The 19151-nt window shown below is 70.4% G+C and carries 23 protein-coding genes; 12 read left to right on the top strand and 11 right to left on the bottom strand.

Translation table 11 applies throughout. From position 1 onward, the window contains the following. Window positions 1-80 precede the first annotated feature (80 nt). A complete protein-coding gene (locus ABZ854_RS11400; RefSeq protein ID WP_361207802.1) occupies window positions 81-1841 on the top strand; it encodes a phospholipid carrier-dependent glycosyltransferase in 1761 nt (586 codons plus the stop codon). Window positions 1842-2059: 218 nt separating this feature from the next. Here ABZ854_RS11400 and ABZ854_RS11405 read toward each other — a convergent pair whose 3' ends face one another. Further along, window positions 2060-2494: a hypothetical protein gene (locus tag ABZ854_RS11405; RefSeq protein ID WP_361207805.1), complete on the bottom strand. Its 435-nt coding sequence runs from the start codon at window positions 2492-2494 to the stop codon at window positions 2060-2062. A gap of 275 nt (window positions 2495-2769) precedes the next feature. On the opposite strand from ABZ854_RS11405, the gene ABZ854_RS11410 reads away from it, so the two are divergent. After that, complete coding sequence (locus tag ABZ854_RS11410; protein ID WP_361207808.1) at window positions 2770-3636, top strand: hypothetical protein; 867 nt, start codon at window positions 2770-2772, stop codon at window positions 3634-3636. Window positions 3637-3730: 94 nt separating this feature from the next. Beyond that, entirely contained in the window at window positions 3731-3895 is a 165-nt protein-coding gene (locus tag ABZ854_RS11415; RefSeq protein WP_361207811.1) for a hypothetical protein, read from the top strand. 108 nt (window positions 3896-4003) lie between these two features. Here ABZ854_RS11415 and ABZ854_RS11420 read toward each other — a convergent pair whose 3' ends face one another. Beyond that, window positions 4004-4183, bottom strand: coding sequence for a hypothetical protein (locus tag ABZ854_RS11420; protein ID WP_361207877.1), 180 nt, complete (start codon window positions 4181-4183; stop codon window positions 4004-4006). Between the two features lie 259 nt (window positions 4184-4442). On the opposite strand from ABZ854_RS11420, the gene ABZ854_RS11425 reads away from it, so the two are divergent. The 4 genes from ABZ854_RS11425 (at window position 4443) to ABZ854_RS11440 (ending at window position 8947) form a co-directional block, all read left to right on the top strand. Next, window positions 4443-4598 carry a DUF6233 domain-containing protein gene (locus tag ABZ854_RS11425; RefSeq protein ID WP_361207880.1) on the top strand — a complete coding sequence of 52 codons (156 nt, stop codon included), beginning with the start codon at window positions 4443-4445 and terminating at the stop codon, window positions 4596-4598. Window positions 4599-4706: 108 nt separating this feature from the next. Next, window positions 4707-5156, top strand: a complete 450-nt coding sequence (locus ABZ854_RS11430) for a DUF4429 domain-containing protein (RefSeq protein WP_361207814.1) — start codon at window positions 4707-4709, stop codon at window positions 5154-5156. A 390-nt stretch (window positions 5157-5546) separates the two neighbouring features. Continuing rightward, on the top strand, window positions 5547-7181 hold the full coding sequence (locus tag ABZ854_RS11435) for a penicillin-binding transpeptidase domain-containing protein (protein WP_361207816.1): 1635 nt from the start codon (window positions 5547-5549) through the stop codon (window positions 7179-7181). A gap of 98 nt (window positions 7182-7279) precedes the next feature. Beyond that, window positions 7280-8947, top strand: a complete 1668-nt coding sequence (locus tag ABZ854_RS11440) for a penicillin-binding transpeptidase domain-containing protein (RefSeq protein WP_361207819.1) — start codon at window positions 7280-7282, stop codon at window positions 8945-8947. Window positions 8948-8966: 19 nt separating this feature from the next. Here ABZ854_RS11440 and ABZ854_RS11445 read toward each other — a convergent pair whose 3' ends face one another. After that, complete coding sequence (locus ABZ854_RS11445; protein WP_361207822.1) at window positions 8967-9305, bottom strand: SsgA family sporulation/cell division regulator; 339 nt, start codon at window positions 9303-9305, stop codon at window positions 8967-8969. A gap of 149 nt (window positions 9306-9454) precedes the next feature. On the opposite strand from ABZ854_RS11445, the gene ABZ854_RS11450 reads away from it, so the two are divergent. The 4 genes from ABZ854_RS11450 to ABZ854_RS11465 all read left to right on the top strand — a co-directional run bounded on the left by ABZ854_RS11450 (window position 9455) and on the right by ABZ854_RS11465 (window position 13285). Further along, window positions 9455-10504 carry an energy-coupling factor ABC transporter permease gene (locus ABZ854_RS11450; RefSeq protein WP_361207825.1) on the top strand — a complete coding sequence of 350 codons (1050 nt, stop codon included), beginning with the start codon at window positions 9455-9457 and terminating at the stop codon, window positions 10502-10504. A gap of 1 nt (window position 10505) precedes the next feature. Next, complete coding sequence (gene cbiQ, locus ABZ854_RS11455; RefSeq protein ID WP_361207828.1) at window positions 10506-11303, top strand: cobalt ECF transporter T component CbiQ; 798 nt, start codon at window positions 10506-10508, stop codon at window positions 11301-11303. Next, window positions 11291-12049: an ABC transporter ATP-binding protein gene (locus ABZ854_RS11460; protein WP_361207831.1), complete on the top strand. Its 759-nt coding sequence runs from the start codon at window positions 11291-11293 to the stop codon at window positions 12047-12049. Before cbiQ ends, ABZ854_RS11460 begins: the two co-directional genes overlap by 13 nt. A gap of 75 nt (window positions 12050-12124) precedes the next feature. Further along, window positions 12125-13285 (top strand): serine hydrolase domain-containing protein, encoded by a 1161-nt coding sequence (locus ABZ854_RS11465; RefSeq protein WP_361207883.1) that lies wholly within the window; start codon window positions 12125-12127, stop codon window positions 13283-13285. 12 nt (window positions 13286-13297) lie between these two features. Here the strand turns inward: ABZ854_RS11465 and ABZ854_RS11470 are convergent, their stop codons facing one another. From ABZ854_RS11470 to ABZ854_RS11485, 4 genes are all read right to left on the bottom strand, one after another. Beyond that, window positions 13298-13573 carry a DUF1876 domain-containing protein gene (locus tag ABZ854_RS11470; protein WP_361207834.1) on the bottom strand — a complete coding sequence of 92 codons (276 nt, stop codon included), beginning with the start codon at window positions 13571-13573 and terminating at the stop codon, window positions 13298-13300. Between the two features lie 87 nt (window positions 13574-13660). Beyond that, entirely contained in the window at window positions 13661-14086 is a 426-nt protein-coding gene (locus tag ABZ854_RS11475) for a PPOX class F420-dependent oxidoreductase (RefSeq protein WP_361207836.1), read from the bottom strand. A gap of 19 nt (window positions 14087-14105) precedes the next feature. Beyond that, window positions 14106-14990 (bottom strand): NAD(P)-dependent oxidoreductase, encoded by an 885-nt coding sequence (locus ABZ854_RS11480; RefSeq protein WP_361207839.1) that lies wholly within the window; start codon window positions 14988-14990, stop codon window positions 14106-14108. Next, the gene (locus ABZ854_RS11485) at window positions 14987-15562 is read right to left on the bottom strand and encodes a DUF6790 family protein (RefSeq protein ID WP_361207842.1); all 576 of its coding nucleotides are present in this window, start codon (window positions 15560-15562) and stop codon (window positions 14987-14989) included. Before ABZ854_RS11485 ends, ABZ854_RS11480 begins: the two co-directional genes overlap by 4 nt. Window positions 15563-15619: 57 nt before the next feature. Here ABZ854_RS11485 and ABZ854_RS11490 point away from each other — a divergent pair, with 57 nt between their 5' ends. Continuing rightward, window positions 15620-16039, top strand: a complete 420-nt coding sequence (locus ABZ854_RS11490) for a MarR family transcriptional regulator (RefSeq protein ID WP_361207845.1) — start codon at window positions 15620-15622, stop codon at window positions 16037-16039. A gap of 390 nt (window positions 16040-16429) precedes the next feature. Here the strand turns inward: ABZ854_RS11490 and ABZ854_RS11495 are convergent, their stop codons facing one another. The 4 genes from ABZ854_RS11495 to ABZ854_RS11510 form a co-directional block, all read right to left on the bottom strand. Further along, window positions 16430-17275: a DMT family transporter gene (locus ABZ854_RS11495; protein ID WP_361207848.1), complete on the bottom strand. Its 846-nt coding sequence runs from the start codon at window positions 17273-17275 to the stop codon at window positions 16430-16432. After that, the gene (locus tag ABZ854_RS11500; protein WP_361207850.1) at window positions 17272-17790 is read right to left on the bottom strand and encodes a YbaK/EbsC family protein; all 519 of its coding nucleotides are present in this window, start codon (window positions 17788-17790) and stop codon (window positions 17272-17274) included. The genes ABZ854_RS11495 and ABZ854_RS11500 overlap by 4 nt, the downstream gene beginning before the upstream one ends. 77 nt (window positions 17791-17867) lie before the next feature. Further along, the gene (locus ABZ854_RS11505; protein ID WP_361207853.1) at window positions 17868-18062 is read right to left on the bottom strand and encodes an acyl-CoA carboxylase epsilon subunit; all 195 of its coding nucleotides are present in this window, start codon (window positions 18060-18062) and stop codon (window positions 17868-17870) included. An 8-nt stretch (window positions 18063-18070) separates the two neighbouring features. Further along, the coding region (locus ABZ854_RS11510; protein ID WP_361207855.1) for an acyl-CoA carboxylase subunit beta at window positions 18071-19151 on the bottom strand (1081 nt) is incomplete at its 5' end.

Here is a 19151-nt window from a genome sequence, read left to right on the forward strand (position 1 = left end):
CACCGGGGGAAAACGACCGGCATGCCGACGGGTACGGCCATGCGCGGGACTCACACAGAAGGGTTCCCTACGATGGCGCGGTGACCAGTACCGCGTCCTCCACGGACCTCCGGCAGGGCCAGGCACCGCACGACGGGCTGCCGTCGTGGCAGCAGCGGCTGCGCCGGTTCGGCTACCGGCCGGCCACGCCCCACGGCACGGCGCAGGGGGGCGACGTACGCGATCGGTTGGTGCCGCCGTACGCGCGGCCCGGTGCGCGCCTGTGGCAGGCCCTCGGGGTGCCGCCGGTGCTCGCGGACCGGCTCACGCGCTGGTCGGGGTGGGGCGGGCCGCTGCTGGTGACGCTGATGGCGGGCGTGCTGCGGTTCTGGAACCTGGGCAGCCCGCGGGCGGTGATCTTCGACGAGACGTACTACGCGAAGGACGCGTGGGCGCTGGTGCACCGCGGCTTCCCGGTGAACTGGGACGGCAAGAACGTCAACGACCTGGTGCTGCAGACGCACGGGCACCTGGCCATTCCCACGGACGCGTCGTACGTGGTGCATCCGCCGGTCGGCAAGTACGTGATCGGGATCGGCGAGCTGATCTTCGGGTTCAACCCTTTCGGCTGGCGGTTCATGACGGCGCTGCTGGGGACGCTGAGCGTGCTGCTGCTGTGCCGGATCGGGCGGCGGATGTTCCGTTCGACGTTCCTCGGCTGTCTGGCGGGCGCGCTGATGGCGGTGGACGGGCTGCACTTCGTGATGAGCCGGACCTCGCTGCTCGACGGCGTGCTGATGTTCTTCGTGGTGGCCGCGTTCGGCTGTCTGATCATCGACCGGGACAAGGCGCGGGAGAGACTGGCCGCCGCGTTGCCGGTGCAGGGGGACGGGCGGGTCCGCCCGGACGCGGACGTCGCCGACACCTTCCGGTTCGGGTGGCGTCCGTGGCGCTGGGCGGCGGGGCTGATGCTGGGCCTGGCGATCGGCACGAAGTGGAACGGCCTGTACATCCTGGCCGCGTTCTGTGTGATGGCGGTGCTGTGGGACGTCGGTGCCCGCAAGGTGGCGGGTGCCCGGCAGCCGTACGTCGCCGTGCTGAAGTACGACACGGGGCTGGCGTTTCTGGCGACGGTGCCGGTGGCCATCGCGGTGTACCTGGTGTCGTGGATCGGCTGGATCCTCTCCCCGTCGGACGGCACCGGCGGCTACTTCCGCGACTGGGCGGCGACCGCCGGCAAGGGTGGCCGCTGGACGATCCTGCCGGACTGGCTGCGCAGTCTGTGGCACTACGAGCACCAGGTGTACGAGTTCCACATCGGGCTGACCCAGCCGCACACGTACCAGTCCAACCCGTGGAGCTGGATCGTGCTGGGCCGCCCGGTGTCGTACTTCTACGAGTCCCCCTCCCCCGGTACGGACGGCTGCCCGTCGGACGCCGGGCAGAAGTGCGCGCGGGAGGTGCTGGCCATCGGCACGCCGCTGCTGTGGTGGCTGGCCTGCATCGCGATCCTGTACGTGCTGTGGCGCTGGGCGTTCCGCCGGGACTGGCGGGCCGGGGCCATCGCGTGCGGCATCGCGGCCGGCTATCTGCCGTGGTTCATGTACCAGGAGCGGACGATCTTCCTGTTCTACGCGATCGTCTTCGTGCCGTTCCTGTGCCTGGCGGTGGCGATGCTGCTCGGGGCGGTCATCGGCCCGCCGGGGTCGAGTGACACCCGCCGGGTCGTCGGCGCGTCGGCGGCGGGCGTGCTGGTCCTGCTGATCGCCTGGAACTTCGTCTACTTCTGGCCCCTGTACACCGGCACTGCTATCCCGATCGACCAGTGGCGGTCGCGGATGTGGCTGGATACGTGGGTTTAGCTGGGCATACGCACCAGCGCGGCTCGGCAGGATGCGGAGCCGCACTGGTCGTGGTTGGTTGTTCAGGGTCGTCACCGGCCACCCTCGGACGGCCCGTAGACGGCCCGGTTAGCCGACTGGCAGTTTTACAGTCCTCTCAAGACTATTGACCTGCGCAGATGGCTGAGCCGGGAGGCGAGCCCGTCTCAGATCTCCACGCCTCGTCCGCATGCGGCCGGCTAGACCCTCCACCGTCCGGTCGGAACGGCGATGTAGAGCTGTCGGAGATTGTGCAGAGCGGCATGGAACGCAGCCGCGATCTCGCGCGCCCTCTGCTCGCTTTCGATCGCCCGCATGGAGATGTAGTCGGGCGAGACGTTGGCCTGCGTAACTGTGTCCGCGAGCACCAGCGCTTCAGCCGCGGACTGCAAGGCCGTCAGGGCCTCGTCCGGGATGGTGGGCCCGCTGCAAGACATAGCGTCAAGCTCCACCATCAACCGTGGTCTCTGACGAGCGATGCACACAAAGATCGCGTCGTCGGTCTTGGCTCTTCTGTAGGCCGCGTGATGGGCTTCCACTTCGGTGCAGTCGGGAATGAGCGCGGCTTGGAGAGGCATTCCGGGCGTCGACATGCCCACATCGTTGCAGGCGCCCACGCTATTGATCAGGCACATGCCACGACTGTCCAGGACTGCGGGCGTAGCCAACTTCGCTGTCAGTGCGGTGATCTACGGTGTCGCGCATGGCACCTTCTGCGATCACTCGTGCAGGCATCGGGCTCATGACGGGGTGGGCGCATCCCGTTACGCGCGCCCCATTACACGGCCATCTCGGTCAATCCAGCCACGCATTTCGGGACACCACTGATGTTGTGCACCGTTACAGAGCTCATGGCCCTAGCTTGCCCAGAACAACGGGTCGCATGAGCCCGGCCGAGTCAAGGAGAAGCATGTCTTTGCGGACCGCTTTCATTGGGCAGATTCAGCGAGCACTGACCACGGTCACCGCCGCTGCCTCACTGGCAGGGCTCAGCCTCGTCAGCGGAGCCCCGGCCTACGCCGACGCAGTTGTCAACTGTGGTAGCGGCGACCTGCAGGCGGCGATTGACACCGCCGTTGAAAATGCTGCGGGAACGACACCGACACTTACCGTCAGCGGGTTCTGTGAAGGCAACTTCGCCATCACCGGTGACCTAAACATCCAGGGGGCCCCTGGCGCAGTACTCGATGCCGGCCACGCCGGGGCGGTGGTCACAATCACCGGTGCGAAGGTGCGGCTCTCCAATCTTATTATCAGAAATGGGGCCAATGAACAACACGGGGGTGGCATTAACGTAGACGATAGGAGCTCTCTCACTCTTACTGCTTCTCGGGTCACTGGTAACTCCGCAACGGAGGGAGGCGGCATTTATGACGAGGGCTTTCTCACCATCAAAAGTTCCCTGATCACCGGGAACAATGCCACCTATGGCGGCGGAATTTATAGCAACGACGGCCTAGTCGACGTCAGTAACTCCCACATTGCCCGCAACCAGGCCGGTGTTAGCGGTGGGGGAATCGTGAGCTCCAGCGCGGGTAGCGGGACTCTTACGCTCACTAGCTCCGTAGTCTCCGGAAACACCAGTGGGGCCGGAGGAGTTGGGGGCGGCATTTACAACACCGGCGGAAGCCCGCTGACACTGAATTATACGCTTGTCGCCCTCAACAGGGCGAAAGGCGACGGCGGCGGCGGCGGCGTTTACAACAGCAGCGGCCCAGTGACACTCAACTCTTCCCCCGTCGTCGCGAACATCCCGAACAACTGCTTTAACTGCTAGCTAGTGCAACCCGACGCAAAAAACGGTTTACCTGGCTCAGAGTTCTGTTCTCACCGGGCGGTAGGCCCAGTCACGTCGTCTGCATGTCGCTCGGATGCGTCGCGCGGACATCGACGACGGGACCAAGCCTGGAGTGACCTGCCAGGAGAACACGGGGCTTCAGGAAGCGCGTCGGCGGATCAAGCTGCTGGAGCAGGAGAACGAGGTCCTGCGGCGGACCGCGGCCTATCTGTCGCAGGCACACCTGTCGGGAAACTGATGACGCTTGCCCTCGCGGAAGGCGCTTGCAGTGAAGGGCAGGGCCAGGCGGGCGCCACATCCACCGACGGCCACAGGTGAGCGGTAGGCACCTCAGCGCCGAGATTGATCATGCGAGGCGAATTCCCCGGGACCGGTAGCGCTCACGGACGATGGCGCCCTTCGCCACCAATTCGACCAACTGATAGTGGACAGATGATCGGCTGCGCAGGCCGACCACCTCTCCGATCTCGGCGACGGTGGGCGCTTCGCCGGTCTCGACGATGGACTGCCGAATGCAGCGAAGGATGCGCTCCTACGTGTCAGTGAGGTAGTCGACGCGGCGCATACTCGATTAGAGCGCCTGTTCGAATATCGATGCAGGCTGGAACCGTGACCGACCTGCCGCCCGACCTGCCCCGGCTCCGCACCCTGGAGACGTGGCTCGCCTACACCCTCGACCGGGTCCGGCAGCAGATCGCTGACCTCGAGCGCCGAGAAGCAGAGCGGCAACACGGCGAGCAGGCCCGACCGCCGGCACCGGGCTCCTCGAACTCGGCCTCAACCGGATCGCCGCCCCGGTATACGTCCACGACGGCGGCTGCTGGAACGCCTCGAAACGGTCGCGCGGCGTGGGCCGGGAGTCAGCGGTGCGGGCGCTCGCCGATGGGGTGCCCGCTGGCCCCCACTGCCGGCCGGACACCAGCCACGGCATCCTCGACTAGGCGCCGCGTGGTCGCCTCGTGGGCTTCTTCGCCGTGGCCTTCTTAGCCGTAATCTCCTTGGTTGCGGGCTGAGGTGCGGGTGCTTCACGGGTGGCCGACCCTGGAGACATGATCGAAGCAAAGGGGTATAACGGCCAGGTCTCCTTTGACGGCGAATACGTGACGATCAACCGCAAAGGCTTCCTCGCACGTGCGAGCGTCGGCAAGGGCGTGAAGCGCATCCACGTCTCACAGATCACGGCGGTGCAGTGGAAACCGCCCGGAGTGTTTGTGAACGGCTTCATCCAGTTCACCGTGCCAGGCGGCGTCGAGAGGCGATCTGCGTTCGGCGGTCAAACCCCCAGTGCGATCAAGGATGAGAACACCGTGATCGTCACGAAGAAGCAGGTACCAGCGTTCGAGGAACTGCGAGCCGCGGTCGACGGTGCGATTGCGCAGCAGCACAAGCCTGCTCCCTCGCTAGCAGACGAGCTGGCGAAGCTTCAGCAGCTCGTAGATGGCGGCGCTCTGTCCCCGGATGAGTACGCTGCGGCCAAAGCTCGGCTGCTTGGCAGCTAGCGCCGGTCCTTCGCGATCCGCCGCGCTCCGCTAGGAGTATGCACGCTGCATGTTCACCTGATTTAGCGATCGCACCGTGCTGGTCGGGGCCCTGTTGGGCGCCGCCGTGCGGACTTCGTCTACTTCTGGCCCCTGTACACCGGCACCGCGATCCCGATCGACCAGTGGCGGTCGCGGATGTGGCTGGATACGTGGGTCTAAAACAGCATATTGGTCTAGACGACCTAGCTGCGTGCAGACGGCGGCGTCTCTCTTCGGACAACAATCGGCAACGCCGGTCACACGGGCCGCACAAGCGCATAGAGTGCGCTTGCCACCCGCATTTTGAACGCGTTCAGGACCTGGAGGCGGGCGGAGGCTCGAACGGGGACACGGGGAGGGGCGGGCGTCATGCGGAAGGGGGCCAAGGCCGGCATGGTCGGCACGGTGGTCGCCGCGATGGTGGGCGGTGCCGGCTACGGCGCGTACAGCATCCTGTCCGCGCTGCACGGCGGCGGAGGCACGGGCTCCGTGGCGGCTGTGAGGACCGGGCCGCCCAGCAAGGACGAGGTGAAGGACGCGAGCGGCAAGTTCTTCGCCGCGTGGGAGAAGAACGAGCCCGCCACGGCGGCGTCGTACACCAACTACCCCGTGCAGGCGCGGGAGTTGCTGACCGCCTATGGCGACGCGGCGCACATCGGGAACGTGCGCGTCGCCCCGGGCGCGGCGCACGGCACCACCGTGCCGTTCACGGTGAGGGCGACGGTGTCGTACGGGGGCAGGTCCAAGGAACTCGACTACAGGAGCCGGTTGAAGGTCGTCCGGGGCGAGACCACGCACCGGGCGCTGGTCGACTGGCGGCCCTCCGTCCTCCACCCGGACCTGGCGAAGGGCGACACGCTCGCCACCGACGAGTCGGCGGTCCCGCCCATCGAGGCCGTGGACCGGAACGGGGCGGTGCTGACGCGGGAGAAGTACCCGTCGCTGGGCCCGATCCTGGACGAGCTGCGCAGGCGGTACGGCGCCGGGGCGGGCGGCCGGGCCGGGGTGGAGCTGGTGATCCGGCACCAGGCGGACGCCGACGGCGGTCAGGGCGCCGACACCACCCTGGCCACCCTCGCCAAGGGCAGGCCGGGCAAGCTGCACACCACGCTCAGCGCGAGCGCGCAGGCCGCCGCCGAGACCGCGGTGGCGAAGTACGCCGACGCCTCCGTGGTCGCCGTCAAGGCCGGCACCGGGGAGATCCTGGCGGTCGCCAACAACCGGAACGACGGTTTCGACGCGGCGCTGCTCGGTGAGCGGCCCCCGGGGTCGACCATGAAGATCATCAGCGCGGCGACCCTCATCGACAACGGCCTGACCGCCTCGAACGGGCCCGCGCCCTGCCCGCCGACCGCGGTGTGGCAGAGCCAGACCTTCCACAACCTCACCGGCATGACCCCGGACGAGCACGCCACGCTGTCCGACAGCTTCGCCCGTTCCTGCAACACCGCGTTCGTCAAGTTCGCCGACAGTGTGAAGGTGGACTCCCTGACCGACGAGGCGCAGAACCGGTTCGGGCTCGGGCGGAACAACTGGCAGATCGGGGTGCCCTCCTTCGACGGGCGGGTCCCCGCGGCCGGCGGACCGGACACGGCGGCGAACCTCATCGGCCAGGGCCAGGTGCAGATGAGCCCGCTGAACATGGCGTCCGTCACCGCGACCGCCCTGACCGGCACCTTCCGGCAGCCGGTGATCGTGCCGCTGAGCCTGGACGACCGCAAGCCGGCCCGCGCGCGGGGGCTGTCGGCGAGCACCTCGCGGCAGTTGCGGGCCATGATGAACCGCACCGCGCGCAGCGGCACCGCCGCCGGGGTGATGGCCGGGCTCAGCGGGAACATCGGTGCGAAGACCGGCTCGGCGGAGGTCGGCGGGGACACCAGGTCGGACAGCTGGTTCGCGGGGTACCGGGGCGACGTGGCGGCGGCCGCGCTGGTGCAGAACGGCGGCCACGGCATCGACGCGGCCGGTCCGATTGTCGCAAGCGTGCTACGGACCGCCGGCTGACGTCACCCCGGAGGGACGGGACCTTAGGGTGAGGGCCGTCGTTGGGGTGTGTGTGAAGGTGGCGGGGGGCCTGGGGAAGGTGCGGAGGAACTGAGGCTGTGGGCAAGAGAAGGCGCGTCGCCGAGCGACGTTCGAACAGACCCGCCGTACTCGGCGCGATGACCGCCGTGGTCGCGGTGGGCGCCGGGCTCGGCGCCTACCTGCTGTACGACGGCGGGGCGGCGGCCGACGCACGGACGGCGACCACGGCCGGCCACCGGGCCGTGAAGACCGGCCCGTTGACGGCCGCCGAGGTCCGTACCGCCTCCACCCGCTTCCTCACCGCCTGGCAGCAGGGCAAGGTCGCCGACGCGGCCGCCGCCACCGACGACACCGCCGCCGCCCAGGCCCTGCTCACCGGCTACACCAAGGACGCCCACATCAAGGACGTCACCCTCACCGCGAAGCCGGCGACCGGCGCGGAGGTGCCGTTCGCCGTCAAGGCGACGGTGTCGTACCAGGGGCACAGCAAGCCGCTGGCGTACGGCAGTTCCCTCACCGTCGTGCGGCGCGCGAGCGACGGCAGGCCGCTGGTCGACTGGCACGCCTCCGTCGTCCACCCCGAGCTGAAGGACGGCGACACGCTCGTCACCGGCGAGTCCGGCACCCCGCCGGTCAAGGCGCTGGACCGGCACGGCGGGGAGCTGACGGCGGCCAAGTACCCGTCGCTGGGCCCGGTCCTGGACGGGCTGCGGGAGAAGTACGGCAAGAAGGCCGGCGGCAGGGCGGGCGTGGAGCTGCGCGTGGTGCGCGGCAAGGCGTCGAAGGCGGCCAAACTGTCCGACAAGACGCTGGCGGAGCTGAGCAAGGGCACGCCGGGCACCGTGAAGACGACGCTCAGCCCGGTCTACCAGGCGGCGGCCGAGCAGCAGGTGGCGAAGCAGGACCGCTCGTCGGTGGTCGTGGTGCGCCCGTCGACCGGGGAGATCCTGGCCGTGGCGAACCACGGCCACGGCTTCAACGTCGGGTTCCAGGGCTCCCTGGCGCCCGGCTCCACGATGAAGATCGTGACGTCGACGATGCTGTTCGAGAAGGGGCTCGTCACCCCGGAGGCCGAGCACCCCTGCCCCAAGACGTACAAGCTGGCCGGCTGGACGTTCCACAACGACGCGGACTCCGAGATCAAGCACGGCTCGTTCAAGCTGAGCTTCGGGGCGTCCTGCAACAACGCGTTCATCGACTTCGCGCCGAAGCTGTCGAACAGCGACCTGACGAAGGAGGCGCAGCAGGTCTACGGCCTCGGGATGAACAACTGGTCCATCGGGGTGCCGTCGTTCGACGGCTCGGTGCCGGTGCAGAGCGGGGCGCAGATGGGTGCCTCGCTGATCGGGCAGGGCGGGGTGCGGATGAACCCGCTGAACATGGCGTCGGTGTCGGCGACGGTGGCGTCGGGTGTCTTCCACCAGCCGTACCTGGTGTCGCCGGACGTCGACCACCGCACGCTGGCGAAGGCCGCGCGCACGATGTCGGCGAAGACGCAGGGCCAGTTGAAGGAGGTCATGCGGTACACGGCGGCGTACGGCACGGCCGTGAAGCCGATGGCAGGCCTCGGCCCGGACTCCGGTGCCAAGACGGGGTCGGCGGAGGTCGACGGGCAGAAGAAGCCGAACGGCTGGTTCACGGCCTACCGGGGTGATCTCGCCGCCGCCGGTGTGGTGCAGGCGGGCGGTCACGGCGGCGACACGGCCGGTCCGATGGTGGCGGCGCTGCTGAAGATGGGCGGCTGAGCGGAGCCGGCCGGCCGGGTCACATGTGGACGGGTTCGGCGGTGTAGGTCCGGCGGAGGAATCTGATCAGGGCCTTCGACTCGAACTGCACGACCTCGACACCGTTGTCCGAGTGGAATTCGAGGACGGCCTGGACGCGTCCGCACGGCCAGACCCGCACGTCCCCGCTGGCGGCCGGAGCCCGCAGTCCCCGTTCGAGCAGCGTGCGTGAGAAGGTCCACTCGTGCGGACCGGGCAGGCCGACCCGGACCGAGCGTGGATCGCTGTCGGGGTCGTACCGGAGCACCACCGGTACGGTTCCCGGGTCCTCCTCGTCCGTGACGATATGGGCGCGCGCGTACTGTTCGACTACCGACATCGGACCGCCCTCTCACGCTGTGTGACCGATGCGAAAGCTGTGCATCCGCTTCCCATCCAATGTCCCATATTCTGCGGCTCACGCCTCGGCGAGCGGTGAGACTTCCTCTCTCTTGCAAAGCATTCGCAACAAGGCCCTAAAATCGTCGGGTGCATGTACCTGACGGATTCATCGACGCCCCCACGTCCGCGATCACCGGAGTGGTCGCCGCCGGCGCCCTCGCGGTGAGCCTGCGCGGCGCCCGCCGAGAACTCGACGAACGCACGGCCCCGCTGGCCGGGCTCGTGGCCGCGTTCATCTTCGCCGTCCAGATGCTCAACTTCCCCGTCGCCGCCGGTACCAGCGGCCATCTGCTCGGCGGGGCGCTGGCCGCGATCCTCGTCGGCCCGTACACCGGTGTGCTGTGCGTGTCGGTGGTGCTGCTCATGCAGGGCGTGCTGTTCGCCGACGGCGGGCTGACCGCGCTCGGCGTGAACATCACCGACATGGCGATCACCACCACCGTGGTGTCGTACGCCGTCTTCCGCGCGCTCCTCGCGGTGCTGCCCCGGGGGCGGCGCTCGGTGACGGTCGCCTCGTTCGTCGCCGCGCTGGTGTCGGTGCCGGCCGCCGCCGTCACCTTCACCCTCATCTACGCGGTCGGCGGCACCACCGACGTCTCCCTCGGCAAGGTGGCGACCGCGATGATCGGCGTCCATGTGCTGATCGGCATCGGCGAGGCCGTGATCACCGCGCTGACGGTGGGCGCCGTCATCGCCGTACGGCCGGACCTGGTGCACGGCGCGCGCGGGCTGCACCAGCGGCTCAAGCTGCGGGTGAACGGCGAGCTGGTGGACGCGCCCGCCGCCCCGGCGACCGGCACCGCCCCCGTCGCCGCCCGCGCCTCGCGGCGCCGGCTGTGGGCGGCGGGCCTGCTCACCTCCCTGCTGCTCGCCGGGTTCGTCAGCTTCTACGCCTCCGCCGACCCCGACGGGCTGGAGAAGGTCGCCCACGACAAGGGCATCGACCAGAAGGAGCGGGCGCACGCCTCCGAGGACTCCCCGCTGGCCGGCTACGGCGTGAAGGACATCGCCGACGCCCGGCTGTCCGGCGGCCTCGCGGGCGTGATCGGCGTCGGCGTGACGGTCGTCGCGGGCAGCACGGTGTTCTGGGCGGTCTCCCGCCGGCGCCGCAGCGGCGAAGCCGCCGAGGCCGCCTGAGATGGGAGTGGATGGGGGTACCTCCCGCGCGAGCGCATTCGAGCGTGGGGGAGCGCACCGGCTGTACCGGCACGGGCACTCGCCCGTGCACGGTCTGCCGCCGCACACCAAACTGGCCGCCGTGTTCGTCTTCGTGGTGGTCGTGGTGTCGACGCCGCGCGAGGCGATGTGGGCGTTCGCGCTGTACGCCGTCCTGCTCGCCGGCGTCGCCCGGCTCTCGCGGGTGCCCGCGTCCTTCCTGCTCAAGCGGCTGCTGATCGAGATCCCGTTCGTGGCGTTCGCCGTCCTCATGCCGTTCGTCGCCGAGGGCGATCGGGTGCACGTGCTGGGGCTGTCCCTGAGTGTCAACGGGCTGTGGGGCGCCTGGAACGTGCTCGCCAAGGGCACCCTCGGGGTCGCCGCGTCCGTGCTGCTGGCCGCCACCACCGAACTGCGCGAACTGCTGCTGGGACTCCAGCGGCTGAAGCTGCCCCCGCTGCTCGTGCAGATCGCCTCCTTCATGATCCGCTACGGCGACGTCATCACCGACGAGATGCGCCGGATGCGGATCGCCCGCGAGTCCCGGGGCTTCGAGGCGCGCGGCGTCCGCCACTGGGGGGTGCTGGCGAAATCGGCCGGCGCCCTGTTCATCCGCTCCTACGAGCGCGGGGAACGGGTGCACCTGGCCATGGTGAGCCGGGGCTATGCCGGTTCGATGCCCGTGATCGACGAGGTGACCGCGTCCCGGGCGCAGTGGTCGTACGCCCTCGCCCTGCCCGCCGCCGCCCTCGTCGTCTGCCTGTTGGGATGGATGCTGTGACCGCTTCTCTGGAGGTCTCGGGCCTCGCCTTCGCCTACCCCGACGGCCATCAGGCCCTGTTCGGGGTGGACTTCTCGATCGAGCGCGGCGAACGGGTCGCACTGCTCGGCCCGAACGGCGCCGGGAAGACGACCCTGGTGCTGCACCTCAACGGCATCCTGGGCGGCGGCGCCGGGACGGTGACGGTCGCCGGACTGCCCGTCGGCAAGCGGCACATGGCCGAGATCCGGCAGAAGGTCGGCATCGTCTTCCAGGACCCCGACGACCAGCTGTTCATGCCGACGGTCCGCGAGGACGTGGCGTTCGGCCCGGCGGCGGCCGGGATCAAGGGGGCCGCGCTGGAGGAGCGGGTCCGGCACGCCCTGGAGCTGGTCGGCATGGCGGACTTCGCCGGCCGGCCCCCGCACCACCTGTCCTTCGGGCAGCGCCGCCGGGTCGCGGTGGCCACGGTGCTCGCGATGGAGCCGGAGATCCTGGTCCTGGACGAGCCCTCCTCCAACCTGGACCCGGCCTCCCGGCGGGAACTCGCCGACATCCTGCGCTCCCTGGACATCACCGTCCTCATGGTCACGCACGATCTGCCGTACGCCCTGGAGCTGTGCCCGCGCACGCTGGTCCTCAGCGAGGGCGTCATCGCGGCCGACGGGCCCACGGGCGGGCTGCTGTCCGACGCGGAGCTGATGCGGGCCCACCGGCTGGAGCTGCCGTTCGGCTTCGATCCGACGTCGGTCATCATGGGAGCCTGAGGAATCGCAGGCTTCTGCCCGGTGTTGCACACACTGTCGCAGGCGCATGGAGGGACAGTGGACGTGAACGCAGACGTGGCCATGCACGGCACGGTGGCCGAGGGCTTCGAGCCGGTCGCGGAGGCGTTCGCCGCGAACTTCGCGCTGCTCGGCGAGCGCGGCGCCGCCGTGGCCGTGTACCGGGGCGGGCACCGGGTCGTCGACCTGTGGGCCGGCACCCGGGACGTGGACGGTCCGGCTCCCTGGGAGCGCGGCACCGCGCAGATCGTCCGCTCCGCGACCAAGGGCGTCGCCGCCGCCGTACTCCTGCTGCTGCACCAGCGCGGCGAGCTGGACCTGGACGCCCCGGTGGGCGCCTACTGGCCCGAGTACAAGGCGGCCGGCAAGGAGCACACCCTCGTACGGCACCTGCTGGCGCACCGCGCGGGCATACCCGCGCTCGACCGGCCGCTGACCCCGGCCGAGGCCGCCGACCCGGACCTCGCGGCGGCCGCCGTAGCCGCTCAGACCCCGTTCTGGGAGCCGGGCACGGACCACGGCTACCACGCGCACACCTACGGCTGGCTCACCGGCGAGCTGGTCCGGCGGGTCACCGGGCGGGACATGGGCGAGTGGATCGCGGCGGAGATGGCCCGCCCCCTCGGCGCTGACCTCTGGCTCGGCCTGCCGGAGTCGGAGCAGACACACGTGGGCCGCGCCGGCCCCCTGGAAGCCCCCGAGGCGGCCGGAGCCCTGAAGACGCGCCCCAAGCGGGCGGTCTCCGAGGCCTACGCCGACCCCGGCTCCCTCACCCGCCGCGCTTTCGCCGCGATCACCCCGGCGCCCGACGAGAACGCGCCAGCGCACCGCGCAGCCGTCCTGCCCGCCTCCAACGGCATCGCCACCGCCGACGGCCTGGCCCGCGTCTACGCCTCCCTCATCGGCGAAGTGGACGGCGGCACCCGCCTCTTCACCCCGGACACGGTGGACCTCGCCCGCGCGGAGCAGTCCGCCGGGCCGGACCGGGTCCTGGTCGTGGGGACCCGCTTCGGCCTCGGCTACATGCTGCACGGCAGCGCGTCCCCGCTGCTCTCCCCCGGCTCCTTCGGGCACCCCGGCCGGGGCGGCGCACTCGGGTTCGCCGACCCGGAGAGCGGCATCGCGTTCGGCTACGTCACCAACGGGTTCCGCAAGAGCGTGACGGCGGACCCGCGCGCGCAGGCACTGGTGCGGGCGGTGCGCAGGGTACTGGCCTGACCTTCGCGAGGCTCAGACGTGGATCGGGTGCGAGGTCCGGCCGGAGTCCGCGTCGATCTCCTCGTGGGCCTTGGTGAGCAATCGCATGGCCAGCTCGTTGAGGGCGCGGGCGCCCGCGATCTCCTCGCCGACCCGGGGCTGGTTGGCGTCCACGCTGTGCCGGGTGGCACGGCCGTGCGCGCGGACCTCGGTGCCGTCGCCCAGGCGCACCATCGCGACCGCGCGCGTGTGCTCGGCATCCTCCTCGAACTCCAGCTCGATGTGCCATCCCACAGCGGTGTGCAACATGACGAACACCTCCGGAAATCCCTGGAATCCCTCGGTTCCAGGGTGCTCCCAGGCACGGCGGACGTCACGTCGAGGATGCCGCGCCCCTCACGTCGACGAGGCGGCGCCCCGGTCCTTGAACTCGCCCCAGCCGTGCCAGCGCTCCACGTCCACCCAGGCGCTGACCCGGGGGCGGGTGCGCTGCGGGTACGGGTCGCCGGTGTAGTGCCGGGAGAGCCGGTCGATGTCGGCGAGGTCGGTGTCGTCGTACATCTCGGCGACCCGGCCGATCAAGGTGACGTGGTTGTACCAGCTGTCCTCGGCGAGGACCGTGAGCGTGACGCGCGGATCGCGGCGCAGGTGCTTCAGCCGGACCCGGCCCGCGTCCAGGTTGACCAGCACCCGGCCGTCCTGCCACAGGTACCAGGTGGCGGTGGACACGGGCGCCCCGTCGGAGCGGACGGTGGCCATCACACAGGGGTTGGCCCGGCCCAGCATGGCGACGGCCTCGGCAGGCAGCGGCGGTTTGGACAAGGTACTTCTCCTCCACGACTCAGTGCTCGTCCTCGAAGCTGGCGAAGTAGGCGGCGACCATGTCCTCGTCACCGTGCCCGAGCGCGGCGGCTCGCGCGAACCGCTCGGCAGCGGCTGCCGCGACATCGAGCCGTACGCCGGCCCCCTCACCGGCCTCGACGATGAGCCGGGCGTCCTTCTCGGCGGTCCCCACCGCGAACTGCGCCGGGGTCAGCCGGTCCTCCAGCACCAGCGCGGACTTGGCGCGCAGGTACCCCATGTCGAGCGGGCCGCCCTCCACCAGCTCGAAGAACCTCTCAGGATCGACGCCGAGCGCCTTGGCCAGCGCCAGCACCTCACCGGTCGCGGCGGTGGCCGCCAGCACCCAGCTGTTGGCGACGAGCTTCAGCCGGCCGGCGCTGGCCGCCGCCCCGTCGTCGCCGGTCCACAACGTCTTGGCCCCGACCGCGTCGAACACCGGCACGACCGTCTCCCGCCCAGCCTCCGGCCCGGCAGCCAGCACGGTGAGCTTTCCGTCCTCGGCGGGCTGCCGGGTACCGAGCACAGGAGCGTCGTAGAACACCAGGCCGTGCTCGCGGGCGAAGGCGGCCAGGTCGCCGGTCAGCTCCAGGCCGGCGGTGGTGCACTGCGCCCACACCGTCCCGGAACGCAGCCCAGGCACGGCCTCCCGCATGACACCCATCACCGTGTGCCCGTCGTACAGCATCGTCAGCACCACATCGGCACCCTCGACGGCCTCGGCGGGCGTCCCGGCGACGCGCGCCCCGTCGGCAGCCAGCGGCTCGGCCTTCTCCCGGGTCCGGTTCCACACCCGGACGGACATGCCGGCCCGGCACAGGTTCCGGGCCATGGCGGCGCCCATGATGCCGGTACCGAGAACACTGACGGTGGGCTGGTCGGTCATGCGCTGCTCCCTGCTGTCGTCTCCGGGGCCATCTTCGTACGAGGATCCGCCTCGCGCCCGCTCTTCGTGTGCCCCGAGGCCAGTCGCTCCGAACGCCGAGCCAGGACGATCATGACGGCGGGGAAGAGGACGTCGCAGACCAGGACCCCGCCCCCGTTGCCCGGGGCGTGGTCGCCGTGGCCGAACCACTGGACGAAGTGGCCGATCACGGCGCCCCAGAGGAACATGCCGGCGCCGAGACCGACGGTGACGCGTTCGCGGGGCGTGGCCGAGGAGGAGGCGGCGCGGAAGCCCATGACGGCGAGCCCGAGGTTGGCGAAGGCGATCTCGAACTCGAACGGAGTGCGGTCGAAGCCGATCGCGGTGGCCATGACGTCCGGCACGGTGACGAAGGCGACCGTCAGCCAGAGACTCCCGCACCCGAGCGCGGCGACGGCCCACCAGCGCTGCCAGGTTTCCAGGGCCGCCCGGCGGGAGGGACTGTGACGGGTGCCGACGAACGCACCGACGACGGCCACCAGGATCCAGACCAGCGGAAAGGCGGACTGCGAGACGTAAGAAATCGTGTCCATGACCCCGAGTCTTGCATGGTTAATATTAAGCGCGCAACACTCGAGTATGCTCAGACCATGGACGACGGACTGGCTGACCTTCTGCATCGCGTGGTGTACCTGCTCGGCGAGGCCACGAGGCAGCGCCGAGACGACTCCGGCGGCCTGAGCTACAGCCAGATGCGGCTACTGGGCACGCTGGAGGACATCCAGCCGGCGACCCAGCACCGACTGGCACAGGCACTCTCGGTGTCCGACCCCGCGATCAGCCGGGCGCTACGCCCCCTGGAGGCGGCCGGCCTGGTACAGGTCCGCCCCGACCCGGAGCACGCCCGGCGCCGCCTGGTCCGCATCACCGACGCGGGCCGCAAAACGTTCCACGACAGCGGAAAGCCCCTCTACGACGAGCAACGTGAAGCCCTGCTCGCCGCCGACTTCCCCTACGAGCGGTACCTACGGGACACGGCCCTCCTGGCCCAGCTCCTCGAAAGGCCCTGAGTACGCGTACTCACGCCGTGTCCGCCTGCGGGCAGGACGGCGCCACCAGCCCGGAGACCGTCCGCAAGCCGGCCGGCGACGCGCAGGCGACGGGGGCACGGGAGCGGACGGAACAGCGGACCCGGGACGCCATCGCCTACTGGGACGCCCACACCGCGAAGGAGCTGTTCTTCGCGGTCGGGGACGACCGTGACAAGATCCGCTGCACGCTGTCCGTCACCGCGTACTTCGGTGCCGACCCGCACCGTGTGCCCGGCACGATCGACGGCATCCTGACGGCCGGCGACAGGGACGACTCCCCGGCGTGCCCTTCGACCACGACTTCATCGAGTACAAGGACGGCCAGACGGTCAGCGGCTGAGACGTCCGGGGCGGGCCGGCCCCGGCCGGTCAGCCGGCGTGCAGCATCAGGCCGATGCCGACGACCAGGAGGCCCGCCGCGGCGATACGCGGGGCGCCGAAGCGTTCCTTGAAGAAGACGGCGCCGATGGCCGCGCCGACGATGATGGAGGATTCGCGCAGGGCGGCGATCGGGGCGAGTTCGGCGCGGGTCTGGGCCCACAGGACGAGGGCGTAGGCGGTGACGGACAGGACGGCGCCGAAGAGGCCGAGCCAGGCGTAGGGGCGGAGTTGACGGATCGTGTCGCCGCGCTTGCGGGCGTACATATAGGCCGGGATGACCACGCCCTGGACGGCCATCAGCCAGGCGATGTAGCCGAGCGGGGTGTGGGAGGCGCGGACGCCGAGGCCGTCGATCACCGTGTAGGTGGCGATGGTGAGGCCGGTCGCGACGGCGGCGCCGATCGCGGGCCAGTTCGGGCGGCGACCGCGCATGCCCCAGAGGCTGACGCCGGTCAGGCCGACGCAGGAGACCGCGATGCCGGCGGCGGCCCAGACGCCGGGCACCTCGTGGGCGAAGACGGCGGCGAGGACGGTGACCACCAGGGGCGCGGTGCCGCGGGCGATGGGGTAGGCCTGCCCGAAGTCGCCGAGCCGGAAGGCCGTCATCAGCAGGGCGTAGTAGGCGACGTGGACGCAGGAGGAGGTCAGGAGGTAGGGCCAGGCGCCGGACGCCGGGAAGGCGACGAAGGGCGCGAGGGCCAGGCCGATCAGCAGGCCGCCGCCGGATATCAGGGTGAAGCCGACCAGCTTGTCGGTGATCCGGTGGGCGATGGCGTTCCAGCTGGCGTGCGTGACGGCGGCGAACAGGACCGCGGTGGCGACGAGCGGGGTCACGCGGTCCTCTCGCGCACGTCCACGAGGGTGGCGCCGGCGTGCCGGACCAGTTCCCGGGGCTCGATCGGGAAGACGGCGTAGGGGGTTCCGGCCGCGGCCCAGACCACGTCGTGCGCGAGGAGGGAGCGGTCGGCGAGGACCCGGGTTCGGGTGCGGTGTCCGAAGGGCGGGACGCCTCCGATGGCGTACCCGGTGGTCTCCCGGACGATCCCGGCGTCGGCCCGGGTCACCTTGCCGGCCGCCAGCTCCTCGCGGACCCGCTCCACGTCCACGCGGGACGCGCCGTCCATGAGGACCAGCACCGGCACGCCGTCGGCGGCGAAGATCAGCGACTTGCAGATCTGACTCAGCTCGCAGCCGACGGCGGCGGCGGCCTCCACGGCGGTACGCGTACTGTCCGGAAACCGCCGTACCCGCGCCGTCAGGTCCCCGATGCCCAGTCCTTGGAGAGCCTCGGCGAACCGGGGATGCACCCCGGAATCGCTGGCTCCGTTTTTGTCAGACGTCGTCGCCATGGGACGCACGCTATCGGTCGGTGCACGGCACAGGCGAATGGGTTTGTCCGCAGTGTGGACACCGGTGCCGGCCGCCCTCAGGCCGCGTCCCGCCAGCTCGGGGGCGCGGCCGTCGCCCAGGCGCCCGCACCCGCCGGGGCGCGGTCGTCGCTCGGCCAGCGCGGGCCTGCGGGCGGCCGGCGGTCGTCCGGCTCGGCCTCGGTGGCCGCCGTCAGCCGGGTCAGGACCACAGTCAGCGCGGCCAGCTCCGCCGCGTCGGGGTTTCCCCTCACGACCCTGATCATGTCGGCTGGTTCCCGTGCTTGCGGCTGGGGATCGGGGCGTGCTTGGCGCGCAGCATCTCCAGGGCCGCGATCAGACGCGGTCGGGTCTCCGCCGGGTCGATGACGTCGTCGACGAGGCCGCGCTCGGCCGCGTAGTAGGGGTGCATCAGTTCGCGCCGGTACTCGGCGATCCGCTCGGCCCGGGTGCGCTCGGGGTCGTCGGAGGCGGCGATCTCCCGGCGGAAGACGACGTTCGCGGCGCCCTCCGCGCCCATCACCGCGATCTCGTTGGTGGGCCAGGCGAAGGACACGTCGCAGCCGATGGAACGCGAGTCCATGACGATGTACGCGCCCCCGTAGGCCTTGCGGAGGATGACCTGCACCCGGGGCACCGTGGCGTTGCAGTAGGCGTACAGCAGCTTCGCACCGTGCCGGATGACGCCACCGTGCTCCTGGTCCACGCCGGGCAGGAACCCGGGTACGTCGACCAGGGTGACCAGCGGAATGTTGAACGAGTCGCAGAACTGGACGAACCGCGCGCCCTTCTCCGAGGCGTGGATGTCGAGCACCCCGGCCAGAGCCGCGGGCTGGTTGGCGACGATGCCGACGACGTGGCCGTCGAGACGGGCCAGGGCGCAGACCAGGTTCGGCGCCCACTGCTCGTGCACCTCGAAGAAGTCCCCGTCGTCGACGACCTCTTCGATGACCCGGCGCATGTCGTAGGAGCGGTTGCCGTCGGCGGGGACGAGGTCGAGGAGGGCCTCGCCGAGCCGGTCGGCCGGGTCGTCGGCCGTTGCCCTGGGCGGCAGTTCGCGGTTGTTGGCCGGGAGCAGGGACAGCAGGTGCCGTACGTCGGCGAGGCAGTCCTCCTCCGTGTCGTACGCGAAGGCGGCCACGCCCGTGGTGCCGGCGTGGGTGTCGGCGCCGCCCAGGCCCTCGTGACTGATCTGCTCGCCGGTGACGGCCTGCACGACGTCGGGGCCGGTGATGAACATCTGCGAGGTGCCGCGCACCATGAACACGAAGTCGGTGAGGGCCGGGGAATATGCGGCGCCGCCCGCGCAGGGGCCCAGCATGACGGAAATCTGGGGGATCACC

Source organism: Streptomyces sp. NPDC047028 (assembly GCF_040644095.1).
Classification (GTDB): Bacteria; Actinomycetota; Actinomycetes; order Streptomycetales; family Streptomycetaceae; genus Streptomyces.

Excerpts from the sequence above, each read along its gene's own strand:
- ABZ854_RS11405 (WP_361207805.1), bottom strand. The coding sequence starts at position 2,494 with ATGTGCCTGATCAATAGCGTGGGCGCCTGCAACGATGTGGGCATGTCG.
- ABZ854_RS11410 (WP_361207808.1), top strand. The coding sequence starts at position 2,770 with ATGTCTTTGCGGACCGCTTTCATTGGGCAGATTCAGCGAGCACTGACC.
- ABZ854_RS11415 (WP_361207811.1), top strand. The coding sequence starts at position 3,731 with ATGCGTCGCGCGGACATCGACGACGGGACCAAGCCTGGAGTGACCTGC.
- ABZ854_RS11430 (WP_361207814.1), top strand. The coding sequence starts at position 4,707 with ATGATCGAAGCAAAGGGGTATAACGGCCAGGTCTCCTTTGACGGCGAA.
- ABZ854_RS11435 (WP_361207816.1), top strand. The coding sequence starts at position 5,547 with ATGCGGAAGGGGGCCAAGGCCGGCATGGTCGGCACGGTGGTCGCCGCG.
- ABZ854_RS11445 (WP_361207822.1), bottom strand. The coding sequence starts at position 9,305 with ATGTCGGTAGTCGAACAGTACGCGCGCGCCCATATCGTCACGGACGAG.
- cbiQ (WP_361207828.1), top strand. The coding sequence starts at position 10,506 with ATGGGAGTGGATGGGGGTACCTCCCGCGCGAGCGCATTCGAGCGTGGG.
- ABZ854_RS11460 (WP_361207831.1), top strand. The coding sequence starts at position 11,291 with ATGGATGCTGTGACCGCTTCTCTGGAGGTCTCGGGCCTCGCCTTCGCC.
- ABZ854_RS11470 (WP_361207834.1), bottom strand. The coding sequence starts at position 13,573 with ATGTTGCACACCGCTGTGGGATGGCACATCGAGCTGGAGTTCGAGGAG.
- ABZ854_RS11480 (WP_361207839.1), bottom strand. The coding sequence starts at position 14,990 with ATGACCGACCAGCCCACCGTCAGTGTTCTCGGTACCGGCATCATGGGC.
- ABZ854_RS11485 (WP_361207842.1), bottom strand. The coding sequence starts at position 15,562 with ATGGACACGATTTCTTACGTCTCGCAGTCCGCCTTTCCGCTGGTCTGG.
- ABZ854_RS11490 (WP_361207845.1), top strand. The coding sequence starts at position 15,620 with ATGGACGACGGACTGGCTGACCTTCTGCATCGCGTGGTGTACCTGCTC.
- ABZ854_RS11500 (WP_361207850.1), bottom strand. The coding sequence starts at position 17,790 with ATGGCGACGACGTCTGACAAAAACGGAGCCAGCGATTCCGGGGTGCAT.